Here is a 23,327-nt window from a genome sequence, read left to right on the forward strand (position 1 = left end):
CCCAGGAACGGGTCTTCACCGGAGAGGTATTCGAACGCACGGCCGCCGTACGGCATGCGATACAGGTTGACGCCGGGGCCAGTGATGAACTGGTAGCCGCCGACGGCAGTGTCATAGCCCAGCGCACGGCCGAGGTCGATGGCACGACGCGGGTTGAAGGTCGCGGCCAGGTTAGGGCCGGACGGGTAGACAACACCCTGATCGTTGCCTTCGCTGGTGTAGCGCACGCCCACGCCGCCATCGGCACCGTGAATTTGTGGAACGCCGTAGTTGGTCAGCGGCTTGACATCCCAGCCGCCAGTGCCGCCGATGTAGGCCAGCTTTTCTTCCATGGTCATCTTGGCCAGGGTTTTCTGCGCGGCTTTTTCAGCGCGGTCTTCGCGGCCTTGTTGCACAGTAGGGTCAGCGGCGTGCACCTGGGAAACTGCCAATGCCAGCAAGGCCAGCGCCGAGTGCGCGCCTATCATCTTTCGCTTGTTCATATTGCTCTCCAACTACGTTTCAATTAACAGGTTGCCTGCGCACATGCGCAGGACTAACTCATCTTTATTTGCCATTCATGGCGTGCTGTTTTTTACAGGCAATGGTTGCCCGTGATCGCGTTTTTCTCCCTCTAATCAGGGCGCGATTTATGACTATTTAAGTTCTGTATTTGTGTTTTATTTATTATGTATTTTACTTGGCAAGTGCCATCATTTGGACACTACATGGTGGCACTTTGAATCTCAAAACCGTTACAATTAAGTATAAAACAAGGCATAAATGTCAAATAAAAGCGTATTTTTCTTTGATTTCGTATTTTTTCTTTACAATTGAGGAACTCTTGTTAAACCTACTGATCGATGGGTTTAAGATTTTTCAGGACGAAGAAAGACAGCTCGCAAGTTGCGATGCGTGCTGTACGCTACTTCTTGCCCGGTCTTTATCCGATTTCTGCCTGTTGCAGAAATCACCTCTTTTTTCTGTGGAGTTAACTACGATGAAATTCTCTGTAATCAGTGCTGGTGTTGTTCTGGGTCTGGCCCTTAGTGGTGCGGTAGTTGCCGCCGAAGCGACCGATGACGATGCAACATCCGGTGCAAGCGATTCGACGGTCATGACCCAGACCCAGGACGCCAAGGCAGCGCAGAAGGCGCAAAACCAGAAGGCCGAGACGACAAAAGGCGGTCGTCCACAGAACGCAACCCCTCAAAAGCAGTCAAACTGATCGTTTGAAGCCTTTGAACACAGCGCTCTCCAAACGGAGAGTGCTGTAACATGTCCCTCCGAAGTAGCAAAATGCCCTCATTCATGTCGCCAGTCCCCGTTGATGTTTCCCGCCTCCTGATTCCGGATGCCGCGCAGGTTTGCGCCTGGCTGACGGAACACGCTGGTCTGAAAATGGCCGATCTGGAGCGGGCGCAGCGTTTGCAGCAGGAGTCCGAAGGCACCGAGTTGCTCGGGCTGCTGACTCGTCTGGGGCTGGTTTCCGAATTTGAACTGGCCCGTGCATGGGCTGCATTGTTACAGGCACCTCTGTTGCTCGCTGACGCGGTGCCGCCGCTGCTGGATCCGTTGCCACCGTTGACCGAGCGCTTCATGCGCCACTATCAAGTCGTGCCGGTAGGCTGGAGCGACCAAGGGCTGCAAGTGCTCAGCGCCAACCCAGGCACGCTGTACCCGTTCCAGGCCATCGCATACGCCTGCGAAGTGCCGGTGCGGCTGTCCATCGGGCCGCGCAATGAAGTCGAGACCCTCATCGAGCGATATTACGGGCAGGGCCGCTCGGCGATGGGCACCCTGATCGAGAATCTGGACGAAGAGGGAGGCTCGCTGGAAGATATCGAGCACCTGAAGGACCTGGCCTCCGAAGCGCCGGTTATTCGCCTGGTCAACCTGATCCTGCAGCGCGCGGTCGAACAGCGTGCATCGGACATTCATATCGAGCCTTTCGAAAGTCAGTTGAAGGTGCGTTATCGCATCGACGGCGTGTTGCATGAGGCTGAAGCGCCACCGTCCAGTTCTTCGGCCGCGGTCATTTCGCGCGTGAAGATCATGGCGCGGCTGGATATCGCCGAGCGTCGCTTGCCGCAGGATGGCCGGATCATGCTGCGTATTCAGGGCAAGGAACTGGATTTGCGGGTGTCTACGGTGCCGACCAGTTTCGGCGAATCGGTGGTCATGCGTCTGCTGGACCGGCAGACCATCAATTTCGACTTCCCCAGCCTGGGTTTCGACGGCGAGCGGCTCGATGAATTTCTTGATGTGCTGGAGCGTCCGCACGGCATTCTGCTGGTCACCGGGCCGACCGGCTCCGGCAAGACCACCACTCTTTATACCGCGCTGTCACGGCTCAATACCGCCGAGCGCAAGATCATTACCGTCGAAGACCCGGTCGAGTATCAGCTTGAAGGCATCAACCAGATTCAGGTCAAGCCTGCCATCGGCCTGGACTTCGCCGGGGCACTGCGCTCCATCGTGCGTCAGGACCCGGATGTCATCATGATCGGCGAGATGCGCGACCTGGAAACCTGCCGCATCGCCATTCAGTCCTCGTTGACCGGTCACCTGGTGCTCTCGACGCTGCACACCAACAGTGCGGCGGCAAGTATTACCCGTCTGCTGGACATGGGTGTCGAGAGCTACCTTATCGCTTCGACCGTCAACGGCATCCTGGCCCAGCGTCTGGTCCGCCGTCTTGATCCGGCGACGCGGGAAGCCTTCGATGCGCCGCCGGAGTTGATTGCCGAGCACGGGCTGGAGCGGTTCACTGACGAGCGCCCGATTCGTCTGTATCGCCCGCGTGCCGACGCACCCGGTGGCGGGTATCGCGGGCGCAGTGCAATTACCGAACTGTTGGTGATGAACGAAGAGCTGCGCAGCCTGTTGATGCGCCACGCCGATGCTTCGACGCTGGAAGAGGCGGCCCGGCGCGGCGGGTTGCGCACGCTGCATGAAGAAGGGCTGCGTCAGGCCGTGGCCGGGGTGACCTCGCTGGAAGAAGTGTTGCGTGTGACCCGAGGCGAAGGCACGTGAGCCTGTTCAAGTACCGCGCGCTGGACGCTCAGGGCGCCGCGCAGAACGGCACGCTGGAAGCTCGGGATCAGGAGGCTGCCATCGCTGCGCTGCAGAAACGTGGCCTCATGGTTCTGCAGGTCGATGCTGCCGGTCTGGGCGGTTTGCGCCGTGCGCTGGGTAGCGGTTTGCTCAATGGCGCAGCCCTGGTCAGTTTCACTCAGCAACTCGCTACCTTGCTCGGTGCCGGGCAACCGTTGGAACGATCTCTTGGAATTCTGCTCAAACAGCCTGGACAACCACAGACCAGGGCATTGATCGAACGCATTCGCGAACAGGTCAAGGCTGGCAAGCCGCTGTCCGTTGCGCTTGAGGAAGAGGGCAGTCAGTTTTCGCCGCTCTATATAAGCATGGTCCGCGCCGGTGAAGCGGGTGGCGCGCTGGAAAGCACCCTGCGCCAATTGAGCGATTATCTGGAACGCAGTCAGTTGTTGCGCGGCGAGGTGATCAACGCATTGATCTACCCGGCCTTTCTGGTGGTTGGTGTACTGGGCTCGCTTGCCCTGTTGCTGGCTTATGTGGTGCCGCAATTCGTACCGATCTTCAAGGATCTCGGCGTGCCGATCCCGTTGATCACCGAGGTCATTCTCAACCTGGGGCAATTTTTGAGTGACTACGGCCTGGCCGTTCTGGCTGGCGTGATTGCGTTGATCTGGGGGATGACCATTCGCATGCGCGATCCGCAGCGCCGTGAGCGGCGTGACCGACGGTTGCTCGGCATCCGGGTGATCGGTCCTTTATTGCAGCGCATCGAGGCCGCGCGTCTGACCCGCACCCTCGGCACGCTTCTGATCAATGGAGTGGCCTTGTTGCAGGCCTTGGTGATCGCCCGCCAAGTGTGCACCAACCGTGCCTTGCAGGCGCAGGTGGAGCAGGCGGCCGAGTCGGTCAAGGGCGGTGGCACGCTGGCCAGCGCGTTCGGTGCGCAGCCGCTGCTGCCGGATCTGGCGCTGCAAATGATTGAGGTCGGCGAACAGGCTGGCGAACTGGACACCATGCTGATGAAAGTCGCCGATGTGTTCGACGTCGAAGCCAAGCGCGGTATCGATCGCATGCTGGCGGCGCTGGTCCCGGCGCTGACCGTGGTGATGGCAGGCATGGTCGCGGTGATCATGCTGGCCATCATGCTGCCGCTGATGAGCCTGACCAGCAATATCTGAATTCATGAACGAGGAAACCTTTCCGATGACTTTTAGCCGTACACGCTTCACACCCGCACGCCGACAGGGCGGTTTCACTTTGCTGGAAATGCTCGCGGTCATCGTATTGCTGGGTATTGTTGCGACCATCGTCGTGCGCCAGGTGGGCGGTAACGTCGACAAGGGCAAATATGGTGCAGGCAAGGCGCAGTTGGCCAGCCTGGGGATGAAGATCGAAAGCTACGCACTGGATGTTGGTTCGCCGCCCAAGACCTTGCAGCAATTGACCGAAAAACCGGGCAACGCCTCGAACTGGAATGGGCCTTACGCCAAGCCTTCGGACCTTAAAGACCCGTTCGGCCATGCGTTCGGTTACCGCTTCCCCGGTCAGCACGGCAGCTTCGACCTTATCTTCTATGGTCAGGACGGCCAGCCGGGCGGCGAAGGGTATAGCGCTGACCTGGGCAACTGGGAGTAACGGTCGGCATGAGAACGCCTGTTGCAAGCCGGGGTTTTACCCTCATGGAAATGCTGGTAGTGCTGGTGTTGATGAGCATTGCTGTCGGTCTGGTGGGTTTCGGTCTGCAACAGGGTTTGAGTACCGCCAGCGAGCGACGCGCGGTCGGCGACATGGTCGAGGCGCTAAGGGCAACGAGGGTGCGCGCCATCGTCACTGGCCAGCCCGCGCGCACTGAGTTCAATCTGCGCAAGGCGACGTTCAAGGCGCCTGGCAAGCGCGAAATGCACTGGCCTGAAAACCTGCGGGTGACCATGCAGACCGCCTCGGATCTTGGCTCCTCCGTGGAGTTTTACCCGGACGGCGGCTCCAGTGGCGGCAACGTTATGGTCGCTGACGGGGATCGAAGATGGCGTATTGATATTGGCTGGCTGACCGGCAGCGTCCAGGTTCGGTCGCTTTAATGAAAACATCGCAGTCGGGGTTCACCCTGCTGGAGATGCTTGCTGCATTGACCGTCATGGCAGTGTGCAGCGGTGTTCTGCTGGTAGCGTTCGGGCAGAGTGCCCGCTCCCTGCAGCAGGTGTCGCGCAGTGACCGGCTTAGCCATGCGGCACGCACGATTATGGATCAGGAAAGTGCCGGCCCGCTGGAAAATGGTACGCGTCAGGGAACACTCGCAGGCATCGTCTGGACCCTGGATATTCGTCAACTGTCGGGCAGCAATGGTGAGGCGAGGATGTTTCGCCTCGATCTGGTGCTGACTGAGCATCAGCGCAAGGCGCAGTTCAGTACGCTCAAGTTGCGCGGTGCTGTTAGCGGAGCCGGGTCATGAAACCTGCCCAGCGTGGTTTCACGCTGCTTGAAGTGCTGTTGGTCATCAGCCTGCTGGGCGTGCTGCTGGTGCTGGTTGGCGGGGCGTTGCTGGGGGCCAACCGCGCCGTGCTCAAGGCCGAGCGCTACACCGTGAACCTGGACGAAATCCGCGCCGCGCAGGCGTTTCTGCGTAGCTCGATCGGTCAGGCGCTGCCGCTGGACACCTCTGCTGAAGACGATGTCAACAGCGGTTTCTTTGAAGGTTCGGCTCAGCAGTTGCGCTTTGTCGCCACGCTGCCGGGCGAACTGGGCGGTGGCATACAGGTGCACAGCCTGGAGCTTCGAGGGCCGCAGGGCCATCGGTCGCTGCAAGTGTCTTTTGCTCAGGTTCAGTCTGGCGCAAATGGCGTTGCCCTGAAGCCGTGGGGTGAGCCCCAGGTGTTGTTGCAAAACGTTGAGTCACTGACGTTCAGTTATCGCGGGCTGACCCCCAAGGGTAAACCGACGGGCTGGATGGCTGAATGGCCTTGGCCGAATCGTTTGCCCGGTGCGGTACGGATTGATCTGGCCACCAGCGGGGCAGTGAAGTGGGTGCCCGAGGTGGTGGCTTTGCGTCTGGACCTGTCCGGTGGGGCGGGTGGCGAATGAATGAGGCCGGTCGACAACAGCGGGGTGTGGCGCTGCTGGTGGTGCTATGGGTGCTGGCGTTGCTGAGTCTTTTGCTCGGTGGGCTGGCCGGGTGGGTGCAGCTGGAAAGCCGACAGGCACTCTGGCTGCGGCAGAATACTCAGGCACTGATGGTGGCTGAAGCTGGCATGAATATGGCTGTGCAGGGCTTGCTCGATCCTGCACAGCGCAAACGCTGGATTGCCGACGGGCGTCTGGTCTCGTTACGTATGGACGATACGCAATTGCTCGTCAGCATCAGGAGCGAGCGAGGCAAGCTGGACCTCAATAGTGCGCCGGTTGCCGATATATCGCGTCTGTTGCAGGCCTGTGGCGCGGCCAGGAATCAGGCCAGCGGTATCGCTCAGGTGCTGGAGGCACAGCGCAATGGTGGTCAGTCACCGTTGCGTGTGGTCGAGGAAGTACGTCAGTTGCCGGGTATGAGTCAGGCGCTGTATGCGCGGCTTTTACCGGAAATAACATTATGGAGCGGCCTGGACCGGCCCGACCCTGCGTTTGCTTCGCCATTGCTGCGCCGAGCCTTGAACCTGCCGAACCAGAGTGCGGTCGGGGCCGATCCGGGCGAAGTGCTGGCTATCGACAGCCGCGCAGAACAACCGGGCGGCGTGGCTGCCCTGTTACAAACCACTGTTTTATTGAGCCCATCGGAGGGAGGCGCACAACCCTACAGGGTGTTGCGTTGGCAAGAATGAATTCATCAGTTTCTGCACGTCTGGCGCCTGTCTACGCGTTACGCGAACAGGTCGCCCGGCAGTGGCGTGGCAGTCCGGCGCAACAGGGTTGGCAATGGTGGGTCGCGGAGCTTCGCGCCTGCCTGCCGCCGCGTGTGCGTCGCTGGCTGGGCCGCGAGACCTTGGAGCAGGCGCACGTCTGGCCGCTGGTCGAGCCGCTGCCCGATGCATCGCCTCAGGCACGACGTGTATTGTTGCTGCCAGCGTCGGCGGTGCTGGTGCAGCCCCTGCAACTGCCGGCTGCCGCGGCGCGCAATCTGTCGACTGTCGTCGGTTACGAGCTGGACCGCTTCACGCCGTTCGACGCTGGCCAGTTGTATTTTGTGGCCCGTCAGGACAGTCGCAGCGCCAGCTTTGTGCAGGTCACACTGGTGGCGATATTGCGTGAGCGGCTGGACGCGATACTCAGTGAGTGCGCCGAGCGCGGTTTGCGTCCCGATGCGGTGGATGTTGTCACTGACACGGGTAATGCCGGGATGGGTACTGGCGGGCAGCGCGTGGGCATCGACCTGTTGCCGATGCCACTGCGTCCGCAACAATCACGCTCCGGTCATCGTCTGCAACGCTGGCTGATCTGGCTGTGCGCCGGCCTCCTGCTGAGCGCCATGCTGCTGTGGCTGAATGACCGCCAGAGCCTGCTCGATGACATGCAGGCCAGTGTCCAGGCGCAGAAGGCCCAGGTGGGTGAGATTCAACAGCTGCGTCAGCAATTGACCAACACGTTGGGTGCAGCCAATTACCTGATACGCCGCAAGGCTGCGCAACCGCCGCTGTCGGCACTGCTCAGCGAATTGACCGCCTGCCTGCCCTCTGACACCTGGATCGAGCATCTGGAAATCAGCGACAGCGCCGAGGTCGCGTTTTCCGGGCAAAGCGCCAAGGCCAGCGCACTGATCGGCCGGGTCAAGGATTGTCACAGTCTGGACAATGCGCAATTTCAAGGCGTGATTCAGCCCGACACCAAGACCGGCAAGGATCAGTATTCTCTGCGTGCGCATTTGCACCAGAACCAGCATCAGGAGAACGCCGATGCGCCGTCCACTGACCAGCCGTGAGCGGCGGGGCGCTGCCCTGATGATTCTTGCGCTGGTGCTCTGCGTGGCTTACTGGCTGTTGATCGACAGTTGGTTCGCCGGCCCCTTGCGTGACATCAATGAGCAGACCGACCAGTTGCGCGAGCAACAGCAGCGTTACGCCGGCCTGTTGCAGCAGGGCGATTCTTTGCGCGAGCAACTGGAACAGGCCCGCCGCGATCCGGCCAGCAGCACCAGTTTGCTGCCCGGCGAAGATCCGAGCGCCGTTGCCGCCGATCTGATGCAGCGTATTGCCGACCTGATCAGCAGCCAGGCCAGCACGGGGGGCGGCTGCGAGCTGACCCAGCGCATGCCGATCACGCCGGAGCAGGACAGCGCCGAGCCGTATCGGCAGGTCAAGGTCAGCCTGACCCTGAACTGCGCCATCGAACCGCTGACGGCCATCCTGCATGCGCTGGAGTACCAGCGGCCGTTTCTGTTCATTGACGAGATGAGTATGCGTCGCGACGCTAATGCTCCAGCGAGCGGTGCTGCCGGCAAACTGGTGGTGCATCTGCTGGTGCGCGGCTACCTGCAACCGGCCAGTGCCGGGGAGGGTGAGCAATGACGGGTTCATTACGTCCGCTGGAGTGGTCGCTGCTGGCTTTGGCCGCGCTGCTGGCCGGGCTGATCGCCCTGATTTTCAGCGGCGCTGCGCACTCGCCCGACTGGCTGCCGGAGCAGGCGCCGCGCAACCCGATCGATCAGAAAGCGCAGACCCACAATGCGCCGTCGGCGACCCTGGAAAGTCTGGCCAATACCTGGAAAACGCCGTTGTTCAGTCCTGACCGCAGCCCGGACATGGCTGTTCGCAAAGCCGATGCGCCGGCCACCAGCCTGGCCGGCCTGACCTTGACCGGGGTGATCATGGACGGCTCGCTACGTGTCGCACTGATTAAACAAGCCAGCGGTCCGGCGTTGAAAATCCGTCAGGGCGATCGCTTGCCCAATGGCTGGACGCTGGACCGTCTGGAGCCTACCCAGGCCACCTTTCAACTCGATGGCCGTACGCAAGTGCTGCGCCTGCCCGCGCTGCGCCTGCCGCCGCCGTCGAGTACACCGCCGATTACCTTAACCAACGATTCCACCCTGTGATGGGTACCTTTTCTGGAGTTCCTGCCATCGCTACCTTGCGCACACCTTTGCTTTGCCTGGCTACCGCCGTCGCCCTCGGCGGCTGCGCGTCAAAGCCCGACACTCTCGATCCCGACAATGGCATGCTGCAGGAAGCGCTCCAGGGAACCGGTTCACAACGCCCGCCGGTTGACCCGCGCAGCGAACGACCGCCAGTCGAGCCCCCTTCACAGCAACCGGCGAGCTCGCCGCAGCGGCAGATCATCAAAGGCAACCAGCGTTTCATCCGCCAGCCCGCAGCTGCTCCGGCAGCGCGTCCGGGGGAGACCGGCGATATCGTATTCAACTTCACCAACCAGCCGATTCAGGCGGTGATCAACAGCATCATGGGCGACCTGCTGCACGAGAATTACAGCATTGCCCAAGGCGTGAAAGGCGATGTCAGCTTCTCGACCTCCAAGCCGGTCAACAAGCAGCAAGCGTTGTCGATTCTCGAAACGCTGCTGTCCTGGACCGACAACGCCATGATCAAGCAGGGCAACCGTTACGTGATCCTGCCGTCGAATCAGGCGGTCGCCGGCAAGCTGGTCCCGGAAATGCCGGTGGCGCAGCCTTCGGCGGGCATGTCCGCGCGGTTGTTTCCATTGCGCTACATTTCGGCAACCGAAATGCAGAAGCTGCTCAAACCGTTCGCCCGTGAAAACGCCTTCCTGCTGGTTGATCCGGCGCGCAACGTGCTCAGCCTGGCAGGCACGCCGGAAGAGCTGGCCAATTATCAGGACACCATCGACACCTTCGATGTGGACTGGCTCAAGGGCATGTCGGTCGGTGTATTCGGCCTGCAACGTGCCTCGGTCGGCGAGTTGATGCCCGAGTTGCAGAAAATGTTCGGCCCCGAAAGCGGCATGCCGCTCGCGGGCATGGTGCGTTTCCTGCCGATCGAACGGACCAATTCGGTGGTGGCGATTTCGTCGCAGCCTGAATACCTGCGCGAAGTCGGCGAGTGGATTCATACCATTGATGAGGGCGGCGGCAACGAGCCGCAGATGTACGTGTACGACGTGCGCAACATGAAAGCCACCGATCTGGCCAAATACCTGCGGCAGATCTACGGGTCGGGTGCCATCAAGGAAGACTCGGCAGCCAAGGTTGCGCCGGGGCTGCGCACCACCACCTTGTCATCGCTCAACTCCAATGGCGGCAGCGGTGTCGGCGGCATGAGCAGTTCCAACGGCCTGGGCAGCAGCGGCGGTGGCATGAGCAATGGCGGCGGCTTTGGCAACAGCCAGGGCATGAACAACAATCAGAACAGCGGCGACAGCGAGTCAGAGGGCGACGATCAGAGCGGCGGTGAATCGGATTCGGCGAGCCAGGAGGGTGGTGGCGCGAACGGCGGCAGCAAGTCTCTGGACGCCAGCACCCGCATTACCGCGCAGAAGAGCAGCAACCAGTTGCTGGTGCGCACCCGTCCGGCACAGTGGAAGGAGATTGAGTCGGCGATCAAACGCCTCGACAACCCGCCACTGCAGGTACAAATCGAGACACGCATTCTGGAAGTCTCGCTGACCGGCGAGCTGGACATGGGCGTGCAGTGGTATCTGGGACGCCTGGCGGGTAACTCGGGTACCACCGGCAACGTTACCAATACCGCAGGCAGTCAGGGTGCGATCGGGACCGGCGGCGCTGCTTTGGCTTCTACCGATGCGTTCTTCTATTCCTTCGTCAGCAACAATCTGCAGGTCGCCTTGCGTGCGCTGGAAACCAATGGCCGCACTCAGGTCCTTTCGGCACCCTCGCTGGTGGTGATGAATAACCAGCAGGCGCAGATTCAGGTCGGCGATAACATTCCGATCAGCCAGACCACCGTCAACACCAACGTCTCGAACACCACGCTGAGCAGCGTCGAATATGTGCAGACCGGTGTGATTCTCGACGTGGTGCCGCGCATCAATCCAGGCGGCCTGGTGTACATGGACATCCAGCAGCAGGTCAGTAGTGCCGATACCAATTCCACTACCAACGATGCCAACGGTAATCCGCGTATTTCTACCCGCTCGGTCGCCACGCAAGTGGCTGCGCAGAGTGGCCAGACAGTGCTGCTGGGCGGCTTGATCAAGCAGGATAACGCCGAGACGGTCAACGCTGTGCCGTATCTGGGACGCATCCCGGGCTTGAGGTGGCTGTTCGGCAGTACCAGCAAGTCCAAGGGCCGTACCGAGCTGATCGTGCTGATCACGCCACGAGTCATCACCAGCAGCAGCCAGGCACGTCAGGTGACGGATGACTACCGTCAGCAGATGCAGTTGATCAAGCCGGAAGTTTCGCGGACCAGCATGCAGAACTGAGGCTGTGTCAGTTTCTGCTTCCACGCCCACTCACGGCGCTGCCTGCGGGCAGCGTCAAACAGAGGTCATGAACCGATGCTGAAAATTTTCGCTGCCTTGCTGTTTGCCTTTACCGCAATGGCGCAGGCGCAGGACACCTTGCACACCGACCTGCCGCTGGATTACCTGGCACAAGTCGATGTCGACACCCCGAACCGGCCGTTGGTGATCTTCATTCATGGCTACGGCAGTAACGCCGCTGACTTGTTCGGACTCAGGGAACACCTTCCGGCCGATTACAACTACCTGTCGGTGCAGGCTCCAATGGAATTGCGCGCGGACAGTTACAAGTGGTTCACCCAGAAGCCGGGCGTGCCTGACTACGATGGCGTGACCGAAGACCTCAAGAGCAGCGGCAAGCAATTGAGCGCGTTCATCACCCAGGCCACCGGCAAGTTCCGCACGCAGCCGGGCAAGGTGTTTCTGGTCGGTTTCAGCCAGGGCGCGATGATGAGCTACGAAGTCGCCCTGCGTCAGCCGAAGCTGGTGGGGGGGATTGCGGCGTTGAGCGGGCGGTTGTTGCCGGTGGTGCAGTCCGAGGTCAAAGCCTCTGATGACCTCAAACGCCTGAAAGTCTTCATCGGTCACGGGATGCAGGATCGCCAGGTAGCCTATGCCAGTGGCCCGCAAGCCGAAGCCACGCTGAAGTCGCTCGGCCTGACACCGCAATTTCATGCCTATGAAGGGCTGGGCCACAGCATCAATGAAGCCGAGGTCATTGACCTGGCGAACTGGCTGCAACAGTCAGTCCGGTAGCGAATACGTGCGTCGTCATACCCAAGAAGACGACGCACCTTCTTTGCTACTTAATTGACCTTGACCTCGTTGAACTTGAGCACGTTGTCCTTGTTCTCGCGATCACGGAAGCTCAGCTTCAAGGCGGGTGATTGCTTGACCCGGCCCTTGGCTGCTTCAAAGATCAGCGTCACGCGGGTAGGGACGTTACGGATCAACTGGAAGCTGTCCCAGCGGTCGTATTTCGCATCGCCGACACGCAGTTGCGAAAGGCCCAGCGCGCCGCCGGTTTCTTCGAACAGGCTGATCGGGTTCAGGAAGCGGAAGTCGCGGTCTGCACTCTTGTTGGTCAGCTCCAGCATGCAGGTAGGCGACTGGCCATTCTGGTCACAACCCAGCAACTCCATACTCACGTTGTCGACGGTCTCGGAGCGTTTGCCGAACAGGTTGGCGCTTTCATTCTCGGTGAACAGCGTTTGACCGCGGGCGAAATCGACGGAAGGTTTAGCGTATTCGCCGCCCAGTTTGAAGAACACCGCGCAGAGAAACAGTGCCAGTGCCAGCCAGACGCCGAGCTTGAGCGGCGATGGAAGCTTTCTGGCCATGATTGCGATGTACAGCCCGCTTATCACCATACCGGTGCCGACGATAATGACCAGTGTCTTCCAGTTGATGAAGTCAATACTGAGGCCGAGAACGGCCGGGTCCGGGAAAAGGTAGGTGAAGATGCTCCAGATAACCCCGATCATGCCGCTGATGCCGAGTGATATCCTGGCGAAAATCGCGGAAATTTTGCTTGTTCGTGGTGCTGCGTCCATTGCTGTTTTGCCTTGTTCGGGTTGCGCAAGTGCGTGCCGATGCGCTTGAAAAGCAGTATCGGCGGATTCGGGGCCTTGGGATGAGGCGTCTGTACAATCCGTGTTCAATCGCGCAGATCCAGAGGTGCCGGATACGCGAGCCTTGAGGTGCGAGAGAGCTGGAAGGGCGATGGGCCATGCCATCGCCGCGGCATTATCCTGCAAATCAGTTACAAAGTGCAGGGTTTAGGTATTCTGCCTGGATCGATCCCTGAGCAGCGCCAGCAAGGCAGTCAGTGGCAGCGCCGTACCTGCGATCAGCACCCAGGTCCAGCCACCATGATCAAACAAAGGGCTGGCGACTGCCGAGCCAATCGCGCCGCCGATGAAAATGCTGGTCATGTACAGCGCGTTGAGCCGGCTACGGCTTGCGGCATCCAGTGCATAGACGGTGCGCTGGCCCAACACCATGCTGGTCTGCACGCAGAAATCCAGCACCACGCCCGTTACCGCCAGGCCTGTCACGCTGTAGACAGGGTGAACAAGACCCGGAAGAAAGCTCAATGCCCCGAACAGAAGTGCACCCAAAGACGCGATGCGAGTGTGGCCGGCATCTGCCAGACGGCCGCTGATGGGGGCCGCAATTGCACCAATTGCGCCGATCAGGGCAAAGATCGCGATCTGGCTTTGCGACAGGCCGTGATTGCGTGACAGTTCCAGGGGGACGGCGGTCCAGAACAGGCTGAAGGTCGCGAACATGCACGCTTGATAGAAGGCACGCTGGCGCAGCACCGGCTGGGTACGCAACAGTGTCCAGAGCGAGAACAGCAACTGGCCGTAGGATGCGCGATGATCCGGAACACGTCTGGGCATGGTGGTTGCCAGCACCACACTGATGCCGATCATCACCACAGCCGCCGAGCCGAACACGGCCCGCCAGCCGAAATGGTCAGCCACCAGACTGGCAATCGGTCGCGCCAGCAGAATCCCCAGCAGCAATCCACCCATGATGCCGCCCACCACCCGGCCACGGGATTCTTCCGGAGCCAGATGCGCGGCCAGCGGGATCAGCATCTGCACCGACACTGAACTGAAACCCACCAGCAGCGACACCAGCAGAAACAGATTCGGCTGTTCGGCAAACGCGGCACCCAACAGACTGAGAACGGCCACAGCAGTCGTTACCAGCATCAATCTGCGGTTTTCCAGCAGATCGCCCAGTGGCACCAGAAAGAACAGCCCCAACGCATAACCGATCTGCGTCAACGAAACGATCAGGCTGGCCGCCGTGCTCGACAGCCCGATGTCCGGTGCAATCAGCTCGATGATCGGCTGCGCGTAGTAAATGTTGGCCACAATTGCGCCGCAGCAGAAGGCGAACAGCATGACCATGGCCGGGGTCATGGCCACAGCGTTATGCGTGGATCGGGACGGGTGGGGCATGAAGAGTCTCGCTTGAACGTATGCCTGACAAACGCGAAGCGCATGTGGCAGGCGGGTTTTGACTGATGGCAAGCAGGCTAACGGTTTTGCCACGGATTAAGTAGGTGCCGCGAGTTGATACAGGATATTTCCGGAAATAATGATGAGCAGCATCCGCTGGCTATCAGGACGTTCGCTCCTATTGACGTGCGCTTGCTGCAGAGGAATACTCTTTTCGGAAATTCATATATATGACTGGATAACTACAACAATGAACAAGCTCTCCAGCGACGAACGTTTACCGCTTTATCAGCGCTTGCGCGATAGCCTGGCTGAACAGATTGCCAATAATCGTTGGCGGCCGGGAGAAGCCATCCCTACCGAGGCGGCACTTTCCGCCGAGTATTGCCTGTCCACAGGCACCGTGCGCAAGGCCATTGATCTGCTGGTCAGCGACAACATCCTGGAACGCCAGCAGGGGCGTGGCACGTTCATTCGTCGTGCGCAGTTTCAGTCCTCGTTGTTCCGCTTTTTCCGTTTTCAGACCGAAGCGGGCGAACGCCGCGTGCCGGAGAGCCGGATTTTGTCGATCGAGCCTGTGGCTGCGCCTTCATCGGTCAGCCAGGCACTGGGCCTGATTGCTGGCGCGCCGGTCATTCGCATGATCCGTCTTCGATTGCTGGACAGCCAGCCGGTGCTGGCCGAAGAAATCTGGCTGCCACGGGTTCGGTTCCAGGCTCTGCTGGATCTGGACCTCGATACTCAGGGTCCATTGCTCTATCCGATCTATGAAGACGTCTGCGGCCAGGTTGTGGCCTATGCGCAAGAGAGCCTGACCGCCGAAGCGGTCAACGAGGTATATGGCCGGTTGCTGCAGATATCGGCTGACAGCCCGGTCGTTGTCATCGAGCGTCTGGCGCGCAATTACGCCGGTGAACCACTGGAGTGGCGACGTTCGCGTGGTCATGCCAGCCATTTCCGCTATAGCGTGGAAATTCGCTGATCGCGCTGCAATCACCTCGATTCATTCAACGCTGATAAGGATAGGAAGCCATGTTCAACTGGTATCGCGAAGTCACCCCCAAAGAGCGCAAGACCTTCTGGGCCTGTTTTGGCGGCTGGTCGCTGGACGCCCTGGAAGTGCAGATGTTCGGTCTGGCCATTCCTGCCCTGATCGCTGCCTTTGCCCTGAGTAAAGGCGATGCCGGATTGATCAGCGCGGTGACGCTGGTGACGTCTGCCTTGGGTGGCTGGGTGGGCGGAACCTTGTCCGACCGTTATGGCCGGGTCCGTACGCTGCAATGGATGATCCTGTGGTTTTCCTTCTTCACCTTTCTGTCTGCCTTTGTGACCGGTTTCAATCAGTTGCTGATCGTCAAGGCGCTGCAGGGCTTTGGCATCGGCGGTGAGTGGGCGGCGGGCGCGGTATTGATGGCCGAGACGATCCAGTCCCGCTATCGCGGCAAGGTCATGGCGACGGTGCAAAGCGCCTGGGCCGTTGGCTGGGGACTGGCGGTGGTGCTGTTCACCCTGATTTATTCGTTTGTGCCGGAGGATATTGCCTGGCGGGTGATGTTCTTCGTCGGTCTGCTGCCCGCATTGATGATTATCTGGGTGCGACGCAACGTCGAAGAGCCGGACAGCTTCCAGCGCATGCAGAAAAGCGCTGCGCCAAAGGGCAACTTCTTCAAGTCGATGGCCGGAATCTTTCGTCCCGAGCTGCTGCGTGTCACTTTGCTCGGCGGCTTGCTGGGCCTGGGTGCTCACGGCGGTTATCACGCGGTCATGACCTGGCTGCCGACCTTTCTCAAGACCGAGCGCAACCTGTCAGTGCTCAGCTCCGGTGGCTACCTGGCCGTCATAATCGTTGCGTTCTGGTGCGGCTGTGTGTGCAGCGGCCTGTTGATCGACCGCATTGGCCGACGCAAGAACATCATGCTGTTCGCGCTGTGCTGCGTAGTCACTGTGCAGTGCTACCTGATGCTGCCGCTGACCAACACGCAAATGCTGTTTCTCGGCTTCCCGCTGGGGTTCTTCGCCGCTGGCATTCCGGCCAGCCTCGGTTCTTTCTTCAACGAACTGTACCCGGCGGACGTACGTGGGGCAGGGGTTGGTTTTTGCTACAACTTCGGGCGTGTATTGTCCGCAGTGTTCCCGTTTCTGGTGGGCCACATGAGTGAGTCGATGTCGTTGGGCACCGCCATCGGTATCGATGCCGGTATTGCCTACGGCGTGGCCATGGTGGCTGCTTTGTGCCTGCCGGAAACCCGCGGGCGCAATCTTGAAGCTACGCCGGTCGCTGTTGAACCGCTGGACGGGGGCACGGCGCGGCAGGCATGAGTACCCTTTCACCTGCGGTGCTACGGCACCGCGCTGACTTACAGACGAAACCCATGACCGATTCCTGTAGTACGCCAATCCTGGGCATTGATGCTCATGCCCATGTCTTCAGCAAGGATCTGAGTCTGACATCGGGACGACGTTACAGCCCTGACTACGACGCTACGGTGCAAGCGTACCTGGCCAATCTGCATGAACATGGCTTGAGCCATGGCGTGCTGGTACAGCCCAGTTTCCTCGGTACCGATAACCGGTTTCTGCTTGACGCTCTGGCGCAGGCCCCGGATCGATTACGCGGTGTGGCGGTGGTGGACACCGATTTCAGTCGGGGTGCCTTGCAGCGTATGGCCGGGTTGGGCATTGTCGGTATTCGCCTGAATCTGATCGGCAAGGCGCTGCCGGACTTCGCTGCACCTGAATGGAAAGTGTTGTTCAAGCACATCTGGACGCTGGGCTGGCATGTGGAATTGCACCGTGAAGTTGCGGACTTGCCGGGGTTGATCCGACAGTTGCTGCCTTTCGGTTGCAAGATTGTAATCGATCATTTCGGTCGGCCCGATTCGCGCTCCGGTGTCGATGATCCAGCGTTCCAGGCATTGCTGGAGCTGGGGTTGAGCGGTCAGTTGTGGATGAAAATTTCGGCAATCTACCGCCTCGGCGGCAGTGTCGAACAGAACGCGGCGTTCGCTCGTGCTGCATTGCCTCTGCTGTTGCAAAGCTTCGGTCCGCGCCGGCTGGTATGGGGCAGCGACTGGCCACACACCCAGCACGAGCAAGAGGTCGGCTACGCCAGTGTGGTCGAGCAGTTCCGGGCGCTTGAATGCCCGGATCCGCTCAAGAACACGTTGTTGGTCGAGGCCCCACAGGCATTGTTTGATTTTCTGCCAATCGAAATCTGACCTGCTAGGCCGCAGGCGGCTTGATCCGGTAGCTGACCATGTACAGCGCAGGCAGAAAAAACAGCGTCAGCAGGGTGGCGATGCCGATGCCGCCAATCATGGCGATGGCCATCGGGCCCCAGAATACCTCGCGGGCAATCGGGATCATGCCCAGACTGGCGGCAGCTGCGGTCAGCAGAATGGGGCGGCAGCGATGTTCGGTGGCCTTGACCACCGATGTCCAGGCGCTCTCACCCGCCGCAATGAATTCATCAATCTGCGTTACCAGAATGACCGAGTTGCGGATGATGATCCCGATCAGTGCCAGCACGCCAAGAATCGCGACAAAGCCCAGCGGATAGCCGGAAATCAGTAATGCAGCGACCACGCCAATCAGCCCGAGCGGCACCACGCTGACCACCAGCAGAAGCTTTTTCACGCTGTGCAACTGGATCATCAAAAAGCTCACCACCAACAGCAGCATCAATGGCACAACCTTCAATATGGGCCCTTGCGAGCGTGCGCTGGCCTCGACCGCGCCGCCGGTGGCGACCGAGTAACGCGGCGGTAAACGAGCGCTGAAGGCATCGACGTCAGGCTGCAATTGCCTGACCAGAGCTGCCGGTTGCAATGTGCCAAGCACGCTGGCTTTAAGGGTAATGGTCGCCAGCCTGTCGCGGCGCCAGACCAGTGGCTGTTCCTGCTCGTAGGTGAGCGTGGCGAACGCCATCAGTGGCACGCTCGTACCGTTGGGTATCGGGATCTGCAGGTTACCAAGGCTCTGCACCGAGCTGCGCTCGTCATTGTCTGCGCGTGCAATCACGTCGACCAGATACGTACTGTCGCGCACCTGGGTAATGGTTGTACCGCTGACCACGCTGTTGAGAATTTGCGCCACGTCTTCGGAAGACAGGCCGAACTGACGAACCTTGTCCTGCGCAATATCAATCTTCAACACCTTGCCCGGCTCGTTCCAGTCATAGATGACCTGGCCGATAGCGGGGTTGGCGTCGAGAATGGCGGCCAGCGCCATGGCCTGGCTGCGCACCTGCTCGATGTCCGGGCCGCTGACCCGGTATTGCACCGGCCAGCCCACCGGCGGCCCCATGTTCAATGGCTGGACGTAGCCACCCACGCCGACATAGTCGTCACGAAAGCGCTGACGCAGACGCTCGATCAAACGATCACGCGCTTCGCCACCCTGACTGACGATCACCAATTGTCCGTAAAACGGATTGCTCAGTTGCTGATCCAGCGGCAGGTAAAAGCGCACCGCACCTTTGCCAACGTAAGAACTCCAGCGCAGCACATCAGGATCATTCTTGAGCGCTGCTTCAAAGCGATCCATGGTCTGGCGTGTGCCTTCGATGGAGCCGTTTTGCGGCATGTAAATGTCCACCAGAATTTCCGGGCGGTCGGAGTCCGGAAAGAACTGGTTCTGCAGCAATCTGCCTGCGAACAGCGACCCGATGAACATCAGCAGGGTTATGCCGATTATCCACCAGCGGTGCTCAAGGGCCTTGACCAGCAAGCGGCTGAAGCCACGCATCCAGCGCCCCGGTGCGGCGTGTTGTGCCGACGCCTTGAGGATGTGCACGCCAATCAGTGGCGCAAACAGGACTGCCACCAGCCAGGACAGCAGCAGCGCCACAGCAATCACCGCGAACATGGTGAACACGTACTCACCTGCGGAGCTGGAGTTCAGGCCGATGGGCACGAACCCGGCAACGGTGACCAGCGTGCCGGTCAGCATCGGAAATGCCGTCGAGGTATAAGCGAAGGTCGCGGCCTGCGGCAACGAATCGCCGCTCTCCAGCCGTGTCACCATCATTTCGACGGTGATCATTGCGTCATCCACCAACAGACCCAGCGCAATGATCAGGGCGCCAAGCGAAATGCGCTGCATGGTGATGCCGCTGTATTCCATGAACACGAAGACCAGGGCCAGAACCAGCGGAATTGAACAGGCCACCACCAGACCGGCGCGAATGCCGAGGCTGATGAAGCTCACGACCAGCACGATCAGGATCGCTTCAAAGAGCGCATGAGTGAAACCACCGATCGCTTTTTCAACCACGTCGGCCTGACTGGACACCAGGTGGACATCAATGCCCAGCGGCAACCCGGTGGTCAGGTCGTCGATACGCTGCTGCAATTGTGTGCCGAATGCCTGAATGTTGCCGCCTTGCTTCATGGCCACCGCAAGACCGATGGCCGGCTGGCCATTGAAGCGAAACAGCGAAGAGGGCGGGTCAGCGTAGCGGCGTTCGATGGTCGCCAGGTCGCTGAGGCGAAAGAATCGCTCGCCAACACGCAGGTTGACCGCCTCAAGGTCTTTTTCACTGCTGAACTGACCGCTGGCCCGCACCGCAATACGTTCCGGGCCTGCCTCCATCACGCCTGCGGGCGTCACCGAATTTTGCGCCTGGAGACTTTGCAGTACCTGGCGCTGGTCGATGCCCAGTGCTGCGAGCTTGCGGATGGAGAAGTTCAGATAAATGACTTCGCGCTGGGCACCCAGCAGCTCGATCTTGCCAAGGTTGGGCACGCTACGGATATCGGCGCGCACTTGCTCGACGTAATCGCGCAACTGTCTAAAGGACAGGCCGTCAGCGGTGAATGCATAGATACTGCCGAACACGTCGCCAAATTCGTCGTTGAAGGCAGGGCCCTGAATGCCGCTGGGCAGTTCGCTGCGTACATCGCTGATCTTCTTGCGTACCTGATACCAGGCTGCCGGGATGTCGGCGCTGCGGGTCTCGCTTTTCAGGAAGACAAAAAGCGTCGATTCACCGGCCAGCGTGTAGCTTTTCACGTAATCCAGCGCGTCGATTTCTTCGAGCTTCTTTTCCAGGCGGTCGGTGACCTGTTGCAAGGTATCGGGCAGCGTCGCACCCGGCCAGCGCGCCTGAATGACCATGGTCTTGATGGCAAAGGAGGGGTCTTCCTCGCGGCCCAGATTGAGGAACGACCCACTGCCCATCAGCAGTGAAACGAACATCATGTACCAGACCAGCGTGCGATGCTTGAGCCCCCAGGCCGACAGATTGAAGCGCGCCTTCACAAACCTGCCTCTCGCGACATGCGGATTTTCTGTCCGGGCTGCATGCCGTTGATACCGGTTTGTGCCTGGATGACTCCGGCGAAACGGGCATAAGGGGCGCTGCGCCGATCGGCAATCTCGGTGAACAGCACGGGACGCTCGACAGGTTCGCGGAGCGGTTTGTCGCCGCAGCCCGGCAGCGCCATGATCAGGAGGCAGAGCAGCCGCAAGGAGTATGCCGGTCGTGGTTCTGCGGACGGGCCGTTCATGGTGCAGGTGCCGATGACGCCAGTGAGACGGCCGTTTCGACGGGCACCTGCTCGGCCACCTCGACATGCTGCCCTGGGTAGAGGAACTGCAGCCCTCGAGAAACCACCCGGTCGCCCTCTGACAGTCCCTCGGAAACGATCACCTGACCCTGCTCGTAGCGCAGTACGTTTACCCGAGTCAGTCTGACCCTGGCCTGAGTATCCACCACCCAGACCACCGGTTGACCCCGCGCGCGACTCAGCGCCGACCAGGGCAGGGCGAACGCCCGCTGCGACTGGGTCTGCAAGCGTGCACTGACCACCGAGCCCAGTGCCGGTACGACGGTTCCATCCGGCAGCGACACACGCACTCGCAACGTGCCGCTTGCGGCGGAAACGATGGGCGTGATTTCCCTGATGATGCCAGTCAACTGAGTGTCAGGCTGATCGAGCGGGCTGACAGTCACCGTGGCACCGGTCTGATTCGGTAGCAGCAGCGCTTCGTACGCGGAAAACACCGCCTCGCGTTTGCCATCATGGGCGACACTGAACACCGGCGTGGTAGCCTGGACCACCTGGCCTTCTTCGGCATGTCGTGCGGTGATGACACCATCCGCTGCTGCCAGCAGTTCGGTGTAACCGACCTGTTCTAGCGCGCTCGCCAGCCGGGCTTGCAGCGCCGCCAGATCCCCGCGCGCGCTTTCAAGGCCGGCGCGTGCCTTCTGGTATTCACTGAGGTTGGTATAGCCCTTGGGCAGCAGCAATTGCTGACGCTGAAAGTTTCGTTCGGCGAGGTATAACCGCGACTGCCGCATGGCCAGTTCGGCCCGGATCGACGCCAGCTCGGTTTGCTGTTCTCGCGGGTCCAGTCTGGCAAGCACTTGACCGGCACGCACCCGGTCCCCGACATCCACATACCGTTTGAGCAGCTTGCCCGACACACGAAACGACTGCTCAGTCACTTTGCGCGCCTGGATATCGCCTGTCAGCGCCACGTAACTGGAGAGGTTCAACAAGGCAGCTGGCTGCACCTCGACTCGCACCAGCGCCTTTTCCGCGGGTTTCCCTGCGGAGCAGGCGCTGAGCGAGAGTAGCAAGATGAATCCCGGCACAAGGCCGGACCGAACGTTTGTGGCGTGCAATGGCCGGAGGTTTCCGGAACCACGGCAGTACCCACGCAAGAGTGTTGCAAAGGGAAAAATCATCAACGGATAGCACTGCCCGATCAAAGAAGCCAATACCCGAAAAACACAGCGTCACGCCGGAAAGATCACAGAGCTTTCCAGGCGCAGGCGAGCGTGTTTCAGGCCATCGCGGTGACGCTGGGCCATACCTGTTGAGTGGCTTCGGTGCCCAGGAACGTCAGCGCTGTTCTCTGCGAGTGATGCCATGCTGCCTTGCTTTCCAGGTCCAGAAAGTGCCCCGTGTCCGGAACGACGTTGAAACTGCTTTTGGCGATGTAGTTGGAAAACATGCGCGCATCTTCAACGGTGGTGTATTCATCTTTTTCACCGTTGATAAACAGCACTGGAATCTTGATCGAGGAGAAACGCTCGACGTAGTTGCTGGCGCTTAGTGTGCGAATCTGGCTGATGTGAAAGTCGATCTGACGGTATTCGTGTTCGGCAAGGCTGATCAGGTGCTTGTAGTTATAGAGTTTAAACAGGCGCGGCAGGTACTTGCCCACCGTGTCGTTAAGCAACGAACCGATCTTGCGCTTCTCGCGAGCGGCCAGGTAGATCTGAGCGTTGTCGATGTAGTCGAGCATGGCCTCGTTGAGGACCGGCGAGAACGAACTGATGATTGCCTTCTCCACGGTAGGCGGGCACTCGGCAAGGGCCAGCAAGGCCGAGACGCCGCCCCAGGATACCGACAGCAGGTGATTGACCTGGTAGAGATCGATCAGTTGCAGGAGGATATGAACCTCATCTTCCTTGCTGACAATCATGTCATCCGGGTTGTGCGCTCGGGATTGCCCCGAAAACGGCAGGTCGAATAACACCAGGTTGTAGTGCGGTTGCAGGTACTTGACGGTCTGTCCGAAAGAGCCGGTGGTCGATAACGCACCGTTGACCAGCAAGATGGTTTTGGCGTCGCTGCCTTTCCAGTAAGTCTCGGTATAAACCTTGTACTTGCCCACGCTTAAAATCTTTGATTGTGCGCCCATAACAGCCTCCCAGCCGATGTTTGATCCAACAAGTTAGTGCAGCGTTCTCTGCTTTGGCAGCCCTGTCAAAGCCTCGCCTGGTTAATGGCGAAATCCGGTGAGTTATTATTTTGGGTGCAGCGCAAACGGTGCAGCAGGAACCTGGCTGCCGGGTATAGATAGCGCAGCGCCAGCTGACCGACAAGACACTGACGTCATAAAAATGTCTAACCGTTCACATTTTGTCTGCCCACGAGGGGAATCATCATTTGCCCGATGTAGGGATTTGTCGGAGAAAAACGC

Annotated in this window: 21 protein-coding genes and 2 pseudogenes; 16 read left to right on the forward strand and 7 right to left on the reverse strand. The window is 59.9% G+C overall.

What is annotated here, in order from left to right; translation table 11 throughout:
• Window positions 1–482: pseudogene (locus ALO80_RS14460) on the reverse strand (beta-glucosidase); the annotation flags it as partial.
• Window positions 483–979: 497 nt separating this feature from the next.
• Between ALO80_RS14460 and ALO80_RS14465 the strand changes: the two are divergent.
• The 13 genes from ALO80_RS14465 to ALO80_RS14525 all read left to right on the forward strand — a co-directional run bounded on the left by ALO80_RS14465 (window position 980) and on the right by ALO80_RS14525 (window position 12,171).
• Entirely contained in the window at window positions 980–1,207 is a 228-nt protein-coding gene (locus ALO80_RS14465) for a hypothetical protein (RefSeq protein ID WP_055009507.1), read from the forward strand.
• 83 nt (window positions 1,208–1,290) lie between these two features.
• Window positions 1,291–3,015: a type II secretion system ATPase GspE gene (gspE, locus tag ALO80_RS14470; protein WP_054987582.1), complete on the forward strand. Its 1,725-nt coding sequence runs from the start codon at window positions 1,291–1,293 to the stop codon at window positions 3,013–3,015.
• Window positions 3,012–4,214: a type II secretion system inner membrane protein GspF gene (gene gspF, locus ALO80_RS14475; RefSeq protein WP_054987571.1), complete on the forward strand. Its 1,203-nt coding sequence runs from the start codon at window positions 3,012–3,014 to the stop codon at window positions 4,212–4,214. Before gspE ends, gspF begins: the two co-directional genes overlap by 4 nt.
• A 25-nt stretch (window positions 4,215–4,239) precedes the next feature.
• Entirely contained in the window at window positions 4,240–4,671 is a 432-nt protein-coding gene (gene gspG / locus ALO80_RS14480; RefSeq protein ID WP_082427456.1) for a type II secretion system major pseudopilin GspG, read from the forward strand.
• A gap of 8 nt (window positions 4,672–4,679) precedes the next feature.
• Window positions 4,680–5,114 carry a prepilin-type N-terminal cleavage/methylation domain-containing protein gene (locus ALO80_RS14485; protein WP_082427453.1) on the forward strand — a complete coding sequence of 145 codons (435 nt, stop codon included), beginning with the start codon at window positions 4,680–4,682 and terminating at the stop codon, window positions 5,112–5,114.
• Complete coding sequence (locus ALO80_RS14490; RefSeq protein ID WP_055009488.1) at window positions 5,114–5,485, forward strand: type II secretion system protein; 372 nt, start codon at window positions 5,114–5,116, stop codon at window positions 5,483–5,485. Before ALO80_RS14485 ends, ALO80_RS14490 begins: the two co-directional genes overlap by 1 nt.
• Entirely contained in the window at window positions 5,482–6,114 is a 633-nt protein-coding gene (locus ALO80_RS14495) for a prepilin-type N-terminal cleavage/methylation domain-containing protein (RefSeq protein ID WP_054987575.1), read from the forward strand. Before ALO80_RS14490 ends, ALO80_RS14495 begins: the two co-directional genes overlap by 4 nt.
• Window positions 6,111–6,845 carry a type II secretion system protein GspK gene (locus ALO80_RS14500; RefSeq protein ID WP_055006144.1) on the forward strand — a complete coding sequence of 245 codons (735 nt, stop codon included), beginning with the start codon at window positions 6,111–6,113 and terminating at the stop codon, window positions 6,843–6,845. Before ALO80_RS14495 ends, ALO80_RS14500 begins: the two co-directional genes overlap by 4 nt.
• Entirely contained in the window at window positions 6,842–7,939 is a 1,098-nt protein-coding gene (locus tag ALO80_RS14505) for a type II secretion system protein GspL (RefSeq protein ID WP_055009508.1), read from the forward strand. Before ALO80_RS14500 ends, ALO80_RS14505 begins: the two co-directional genes overlap by 4 nt.
• Window positions 7,914–8,525 carry a type II secretion system protein GspM gene (gspM, locus tag ALO80_RS14510; RefSeq protein WP_055009489.1) on the forward strand — a complete coding sequence of 204 codons (612 nt, stop codon included), beginning with the start codon at window positions 7,914–7,916 and terminating at the stop codon, window positions 8,523–8,525. The genes ALO80_RS14505 and gspM overlap by 26 nt, the downstream gene beginning before the upstream one ends.
• Window positions 8,522–9,052, forward strand: a complete 531-nt coding sequence (locus tag ALO80_RS14515) for a type II secretion system protein N (protein ID WP_055009490.1) — start codon at window positions 8,522–8,524, stop codon at window positions 9,050–9,052. Before gspM ends, ALO80_RS14515 begins: the two co-directional genes overlap by 4 nt.
• The gene (gspD, locus tag ALO80_RS14520) at window positions 9,052–11,376 is read left to right on the forward strand and encodes a type II secretion system secretin GspD (protein WP_055009491.1); all 2,325 of its coding nucleotides are present in this window, start codon (window positions 9,052–9,054) and stop codon (window positions 11,374–11,376) included. The genes ALO80_RS14515 and gspD overlap by 1 nt, the downstream gene beginning before the upstream one ends.
• Before the next feature lie 75 nt (window positions 11,377–11,451).
• The gene (locus tag ALO80_RS14525; protein WP_055009492.1) at window positions 11,452–12,171 is read left to right on the forward strand and encodes an alpha/beta hydrolase; all 720 of its coding nucleotides are present in this window, start codon (window positions 11,452–11,454) and stop codon (window positions 12,169–12,171) included.
• Window positions 12,172–12,221: 50 nt separating this feature from the next.
• On the opposite strand, the gene ALO80_RS14530 is transcribed toward ALO80_RS14525, so the two are convergent.
• Window positions 12,222–12,968, reverse strand: coding sequence for a hypothetical protein (locus ALO80_RS14530; protein ID WP_055009493.1), 747 nt, complete (start codon window positions 12,966–12,968; stop codon window positions 12,222–12,224).
• 225 nt (window positions 12,969–13,193) lie between these two features.
• Window positions 13,194–14,390, reverse strand: coding sequence for an MFS transporter (locus tag ALO80_RS14535; RefSeq protein ID WP_055009494.1), 1,197 nt, complete (start codon window positions 14,388–14,390; stop codon window positions 13,194–13,196).
• A 250-nt stretch (window positions 14,391–14,640) separates the two neighbouring features.
• Here ALO80_RS14535 and ALO80_RS14540 point away from each other — a divergent pair, with 250 nt between their 5' ends.
• Genes ALO80_RS14540 through ALO80_RS14550 form a run of 3 tightly spaced genes read left to right on the forward strand, consistent with a single transcriptional unit; the run spans window position 14,641 to window position 17,608 of the window.
• Complete coding sequence (locus ALO80_RS14540) at window positions 14,641–15,372, forward strand: GntR family transcriptional regulator (RefSeq protein WP_055009495.1); 732 nt, start codon at window positions 14,641–14,643, stop codon at window positions 15,370–15,372.
• A gap of 50 nt (window positions 15,373–15,422) precedes the next feature.
• Window positions 15,423–16,709, forward strand: coding sequence for an MFS transporter (locus ALO80_RS14545; RefSeq protein WP_055009496.1), 1,287 nt, complete (start codon window positions 15,423–15,425; stop codon window positions 16,707–16,709).
• 53 nt (window positions 16,710–16,762) lie between these two features.
• Window positions 16,763–17,608, forward strand: coding sequence for an amidohydrolase family protein (locus ALO80_RS14550; protein ID WP_055009497.1), 846 nt, complete (start codon window positions 16,763–16,765; stop codon window positions 17,606–17,608).
• Window positions 17,609–17,612: 4 nt separating this feature from the next.
• Here the strand turns inward: ALO80_RS14550 and ALO80_RS14555 are convergent, their stop codons facing one another.
• From ALO80_RS14555 to ALO80_RS14570, 4 genes and pseudogenes are all read right to left on the reverse strand, one after another.
• Window positions 17,613–20,651: an efflux RND transporter permease subunit gene (locus ALO80_RS14555; protein ID WP_055009498.1), complete on the reverse strand. Its 3,039-nt coding sequence runs from the start codon at window positions 20,649–20,651 to the stop codon at window positions 17,613–17,615.
• 59 nt (window positions 20,652–20,710) lie between these two features.
• A pseudogene (locus ALO80_RS14560) lies at window positions 20,711–20,899 on the reverse strand (efflux RND transporter periplasmic adaptor subunit); the annotation flags it as partial.
• Window positions 20,896–22,083, reverse strand: coding sequence for an efflux RND transporter periplasmic adaptor subunit (locus tag ALO80_RS14565; protein ID WP_055009509.1), 1,188 nt, complete (start codon window positions 22,081–22,083; stop codon window positions 20,896–20,898). The pseudogene ALO80_RS14560 and the gene ALO80_RS14565, both read right to left, overlap by 4 nt.
• Before the next feature lie 98 nt (window positions 22,084–22,181).
• Window positions 22,182–23,045, reverse strand: a complete 864-nt coding sequence (locus ALO80_RS14570; protein ID WP_055009500.1) for an alpha/beta fold hydrolase — start codon at window positions 23,043–23,045, stop codon at window positions 22,182–22,184.
• Window positions 23,046–23,327 lie beyond the last annotated feature (282 nt).

The sequence above is a fragment of the Pseudomonas caricapapayae genome (assembly GCF_001400735.1).
GTDB lineage: Bacteria > Pseudomonadota > Gammaproteobacteria > Pseudomonadales > Pseudomonadaceae > Aquipseudomonas > Aquipseudomonas caricapapayae.

Coding starts and splice junctions, on each gene's coding strand:
- ALO80_RS14465 (WP_055009507.1), top strand. CDS start 980: ATGAAATTCTCTGTAATCAGTGCTGGTGTTGTTCTGGGTCTGGCCCTT.
- gspE (WP_054987582.1), top strand. CDS start 1,291: ATGTCGCCAGTCCCCGTTGATGTTTCCCGCCTCCTGATTCCGGATGCC.
- gspG (WP_082427456.1), top strand. CDS start 4,240: ATGACTTTTAGCCGTACACGCTTCACACCCGCACGCCGACAGGGCGGT.
- ALO80_RS14485 (WP_082427453.1), top strand. CDS start 4,680: ATGAGAACGCCTGTTGCAAGCCGGGGTTTTACCCTCATGGAAATGCTG.
- ALO80_RS14490 (WP_055009488.1), top strand. CDS start 5,114: ATGAAAACATCGCAGTCGGGGTTCACCCTGCTGGAGATGCTTGCTGCA.
- ALO80_RS14495 (WP_054987575.1), top strand. CDS start 5,482: ATGAAACCTGCCCAGCGTGGTTTCACGCTGCTTGAAGTGCTGTTGGTC.
- ALO80_RS14500 (WP_055006144.1), top strand. CDS start 6,111: ATGAATGAGGCCGGTCGACAACAGCGGGGTGTGGCGCTGCTGGTGGTG.
- ALO80_RS14505 (WP_055009508.1), top strand. CDS start 6,842: ATGAATTCATCAGTTTCTGCACGTCTGGCGCCTGTCTACGCGTTACGC.
- gspM (WP_055009489.1), top strand. CDS start 7,914: ATGCGCCGTCCACTGACCAGCCGTGAGCGGCGGGGCGCTGCCCTGATG.
- ALO80_RS14515 (WP_055009490.1), top strand. CDS start 8,522: ATGACGGGTTCATTACGTCCGCTGGAGTGGTCGCTGCTGGCTTTGGCC.
- gspD (WP_055009491.1), top strand. CDS start 9,052: ATGGGTACCTTTTCTGGAGTTCCTGCCATCGCTACCTTGCGCACACCT.
- ALO80_RS14525 (WP_055009492.1), top strand. CDS start 11,452: ATGCTGAAAATTTTCGCTGCCTTGCTGTTTGCCTTTACCGCAATGGCG.
- ALO80_RS14530 (WP_055009493.1), bottom strand. CDS start 12,968: ATGGACGCAGCACCACGAACAAGCAAAATTTCCGCGATTTTCGCCAGG.
- ALO80_RS14535 (WP_055009494.1), bottom strand. CDS start 14,390: ATGCCCCACCCGTCCCGATCCACGCATAACGCTGTGGCCATGACCCCG.
- ALO80_RS14540 (WP_055009495.1), top strand. CDS start 14,641: ATGAACAAGCTCTCCAGCGACGAACGTTTACCGCTTTATCAGCGCTTG.
- ALO80_RS14545 (WP_055009496.1), top strand. CDS start 15,423: ATGTTCAACTGGTATCGCGAAGTCACCCCCAAAGAGCGCAAGACCTTC.
- ALO80_RS14550 (WP_055009497.1), top strand. CDS start 16,763: ATGACCGATTCCTGTAGTACGCCAATCCTGGGCATTGATGCTCATGCC.
- ALO80_RS14565 (WP_055009509.1), bottom strand. CDS start 22,083: ATGATTTTTCCCTTTGCAACACTCTTGCGTGGGTACTGCCGTGGTTCC.
- ALO80_RS14570 (WP_055009500.1), bottom strand. CDS start 23,045: ATGGGCGCACAATCAAAGATTTTAAGCGTGGGCAAGTACAAGGTTTAT.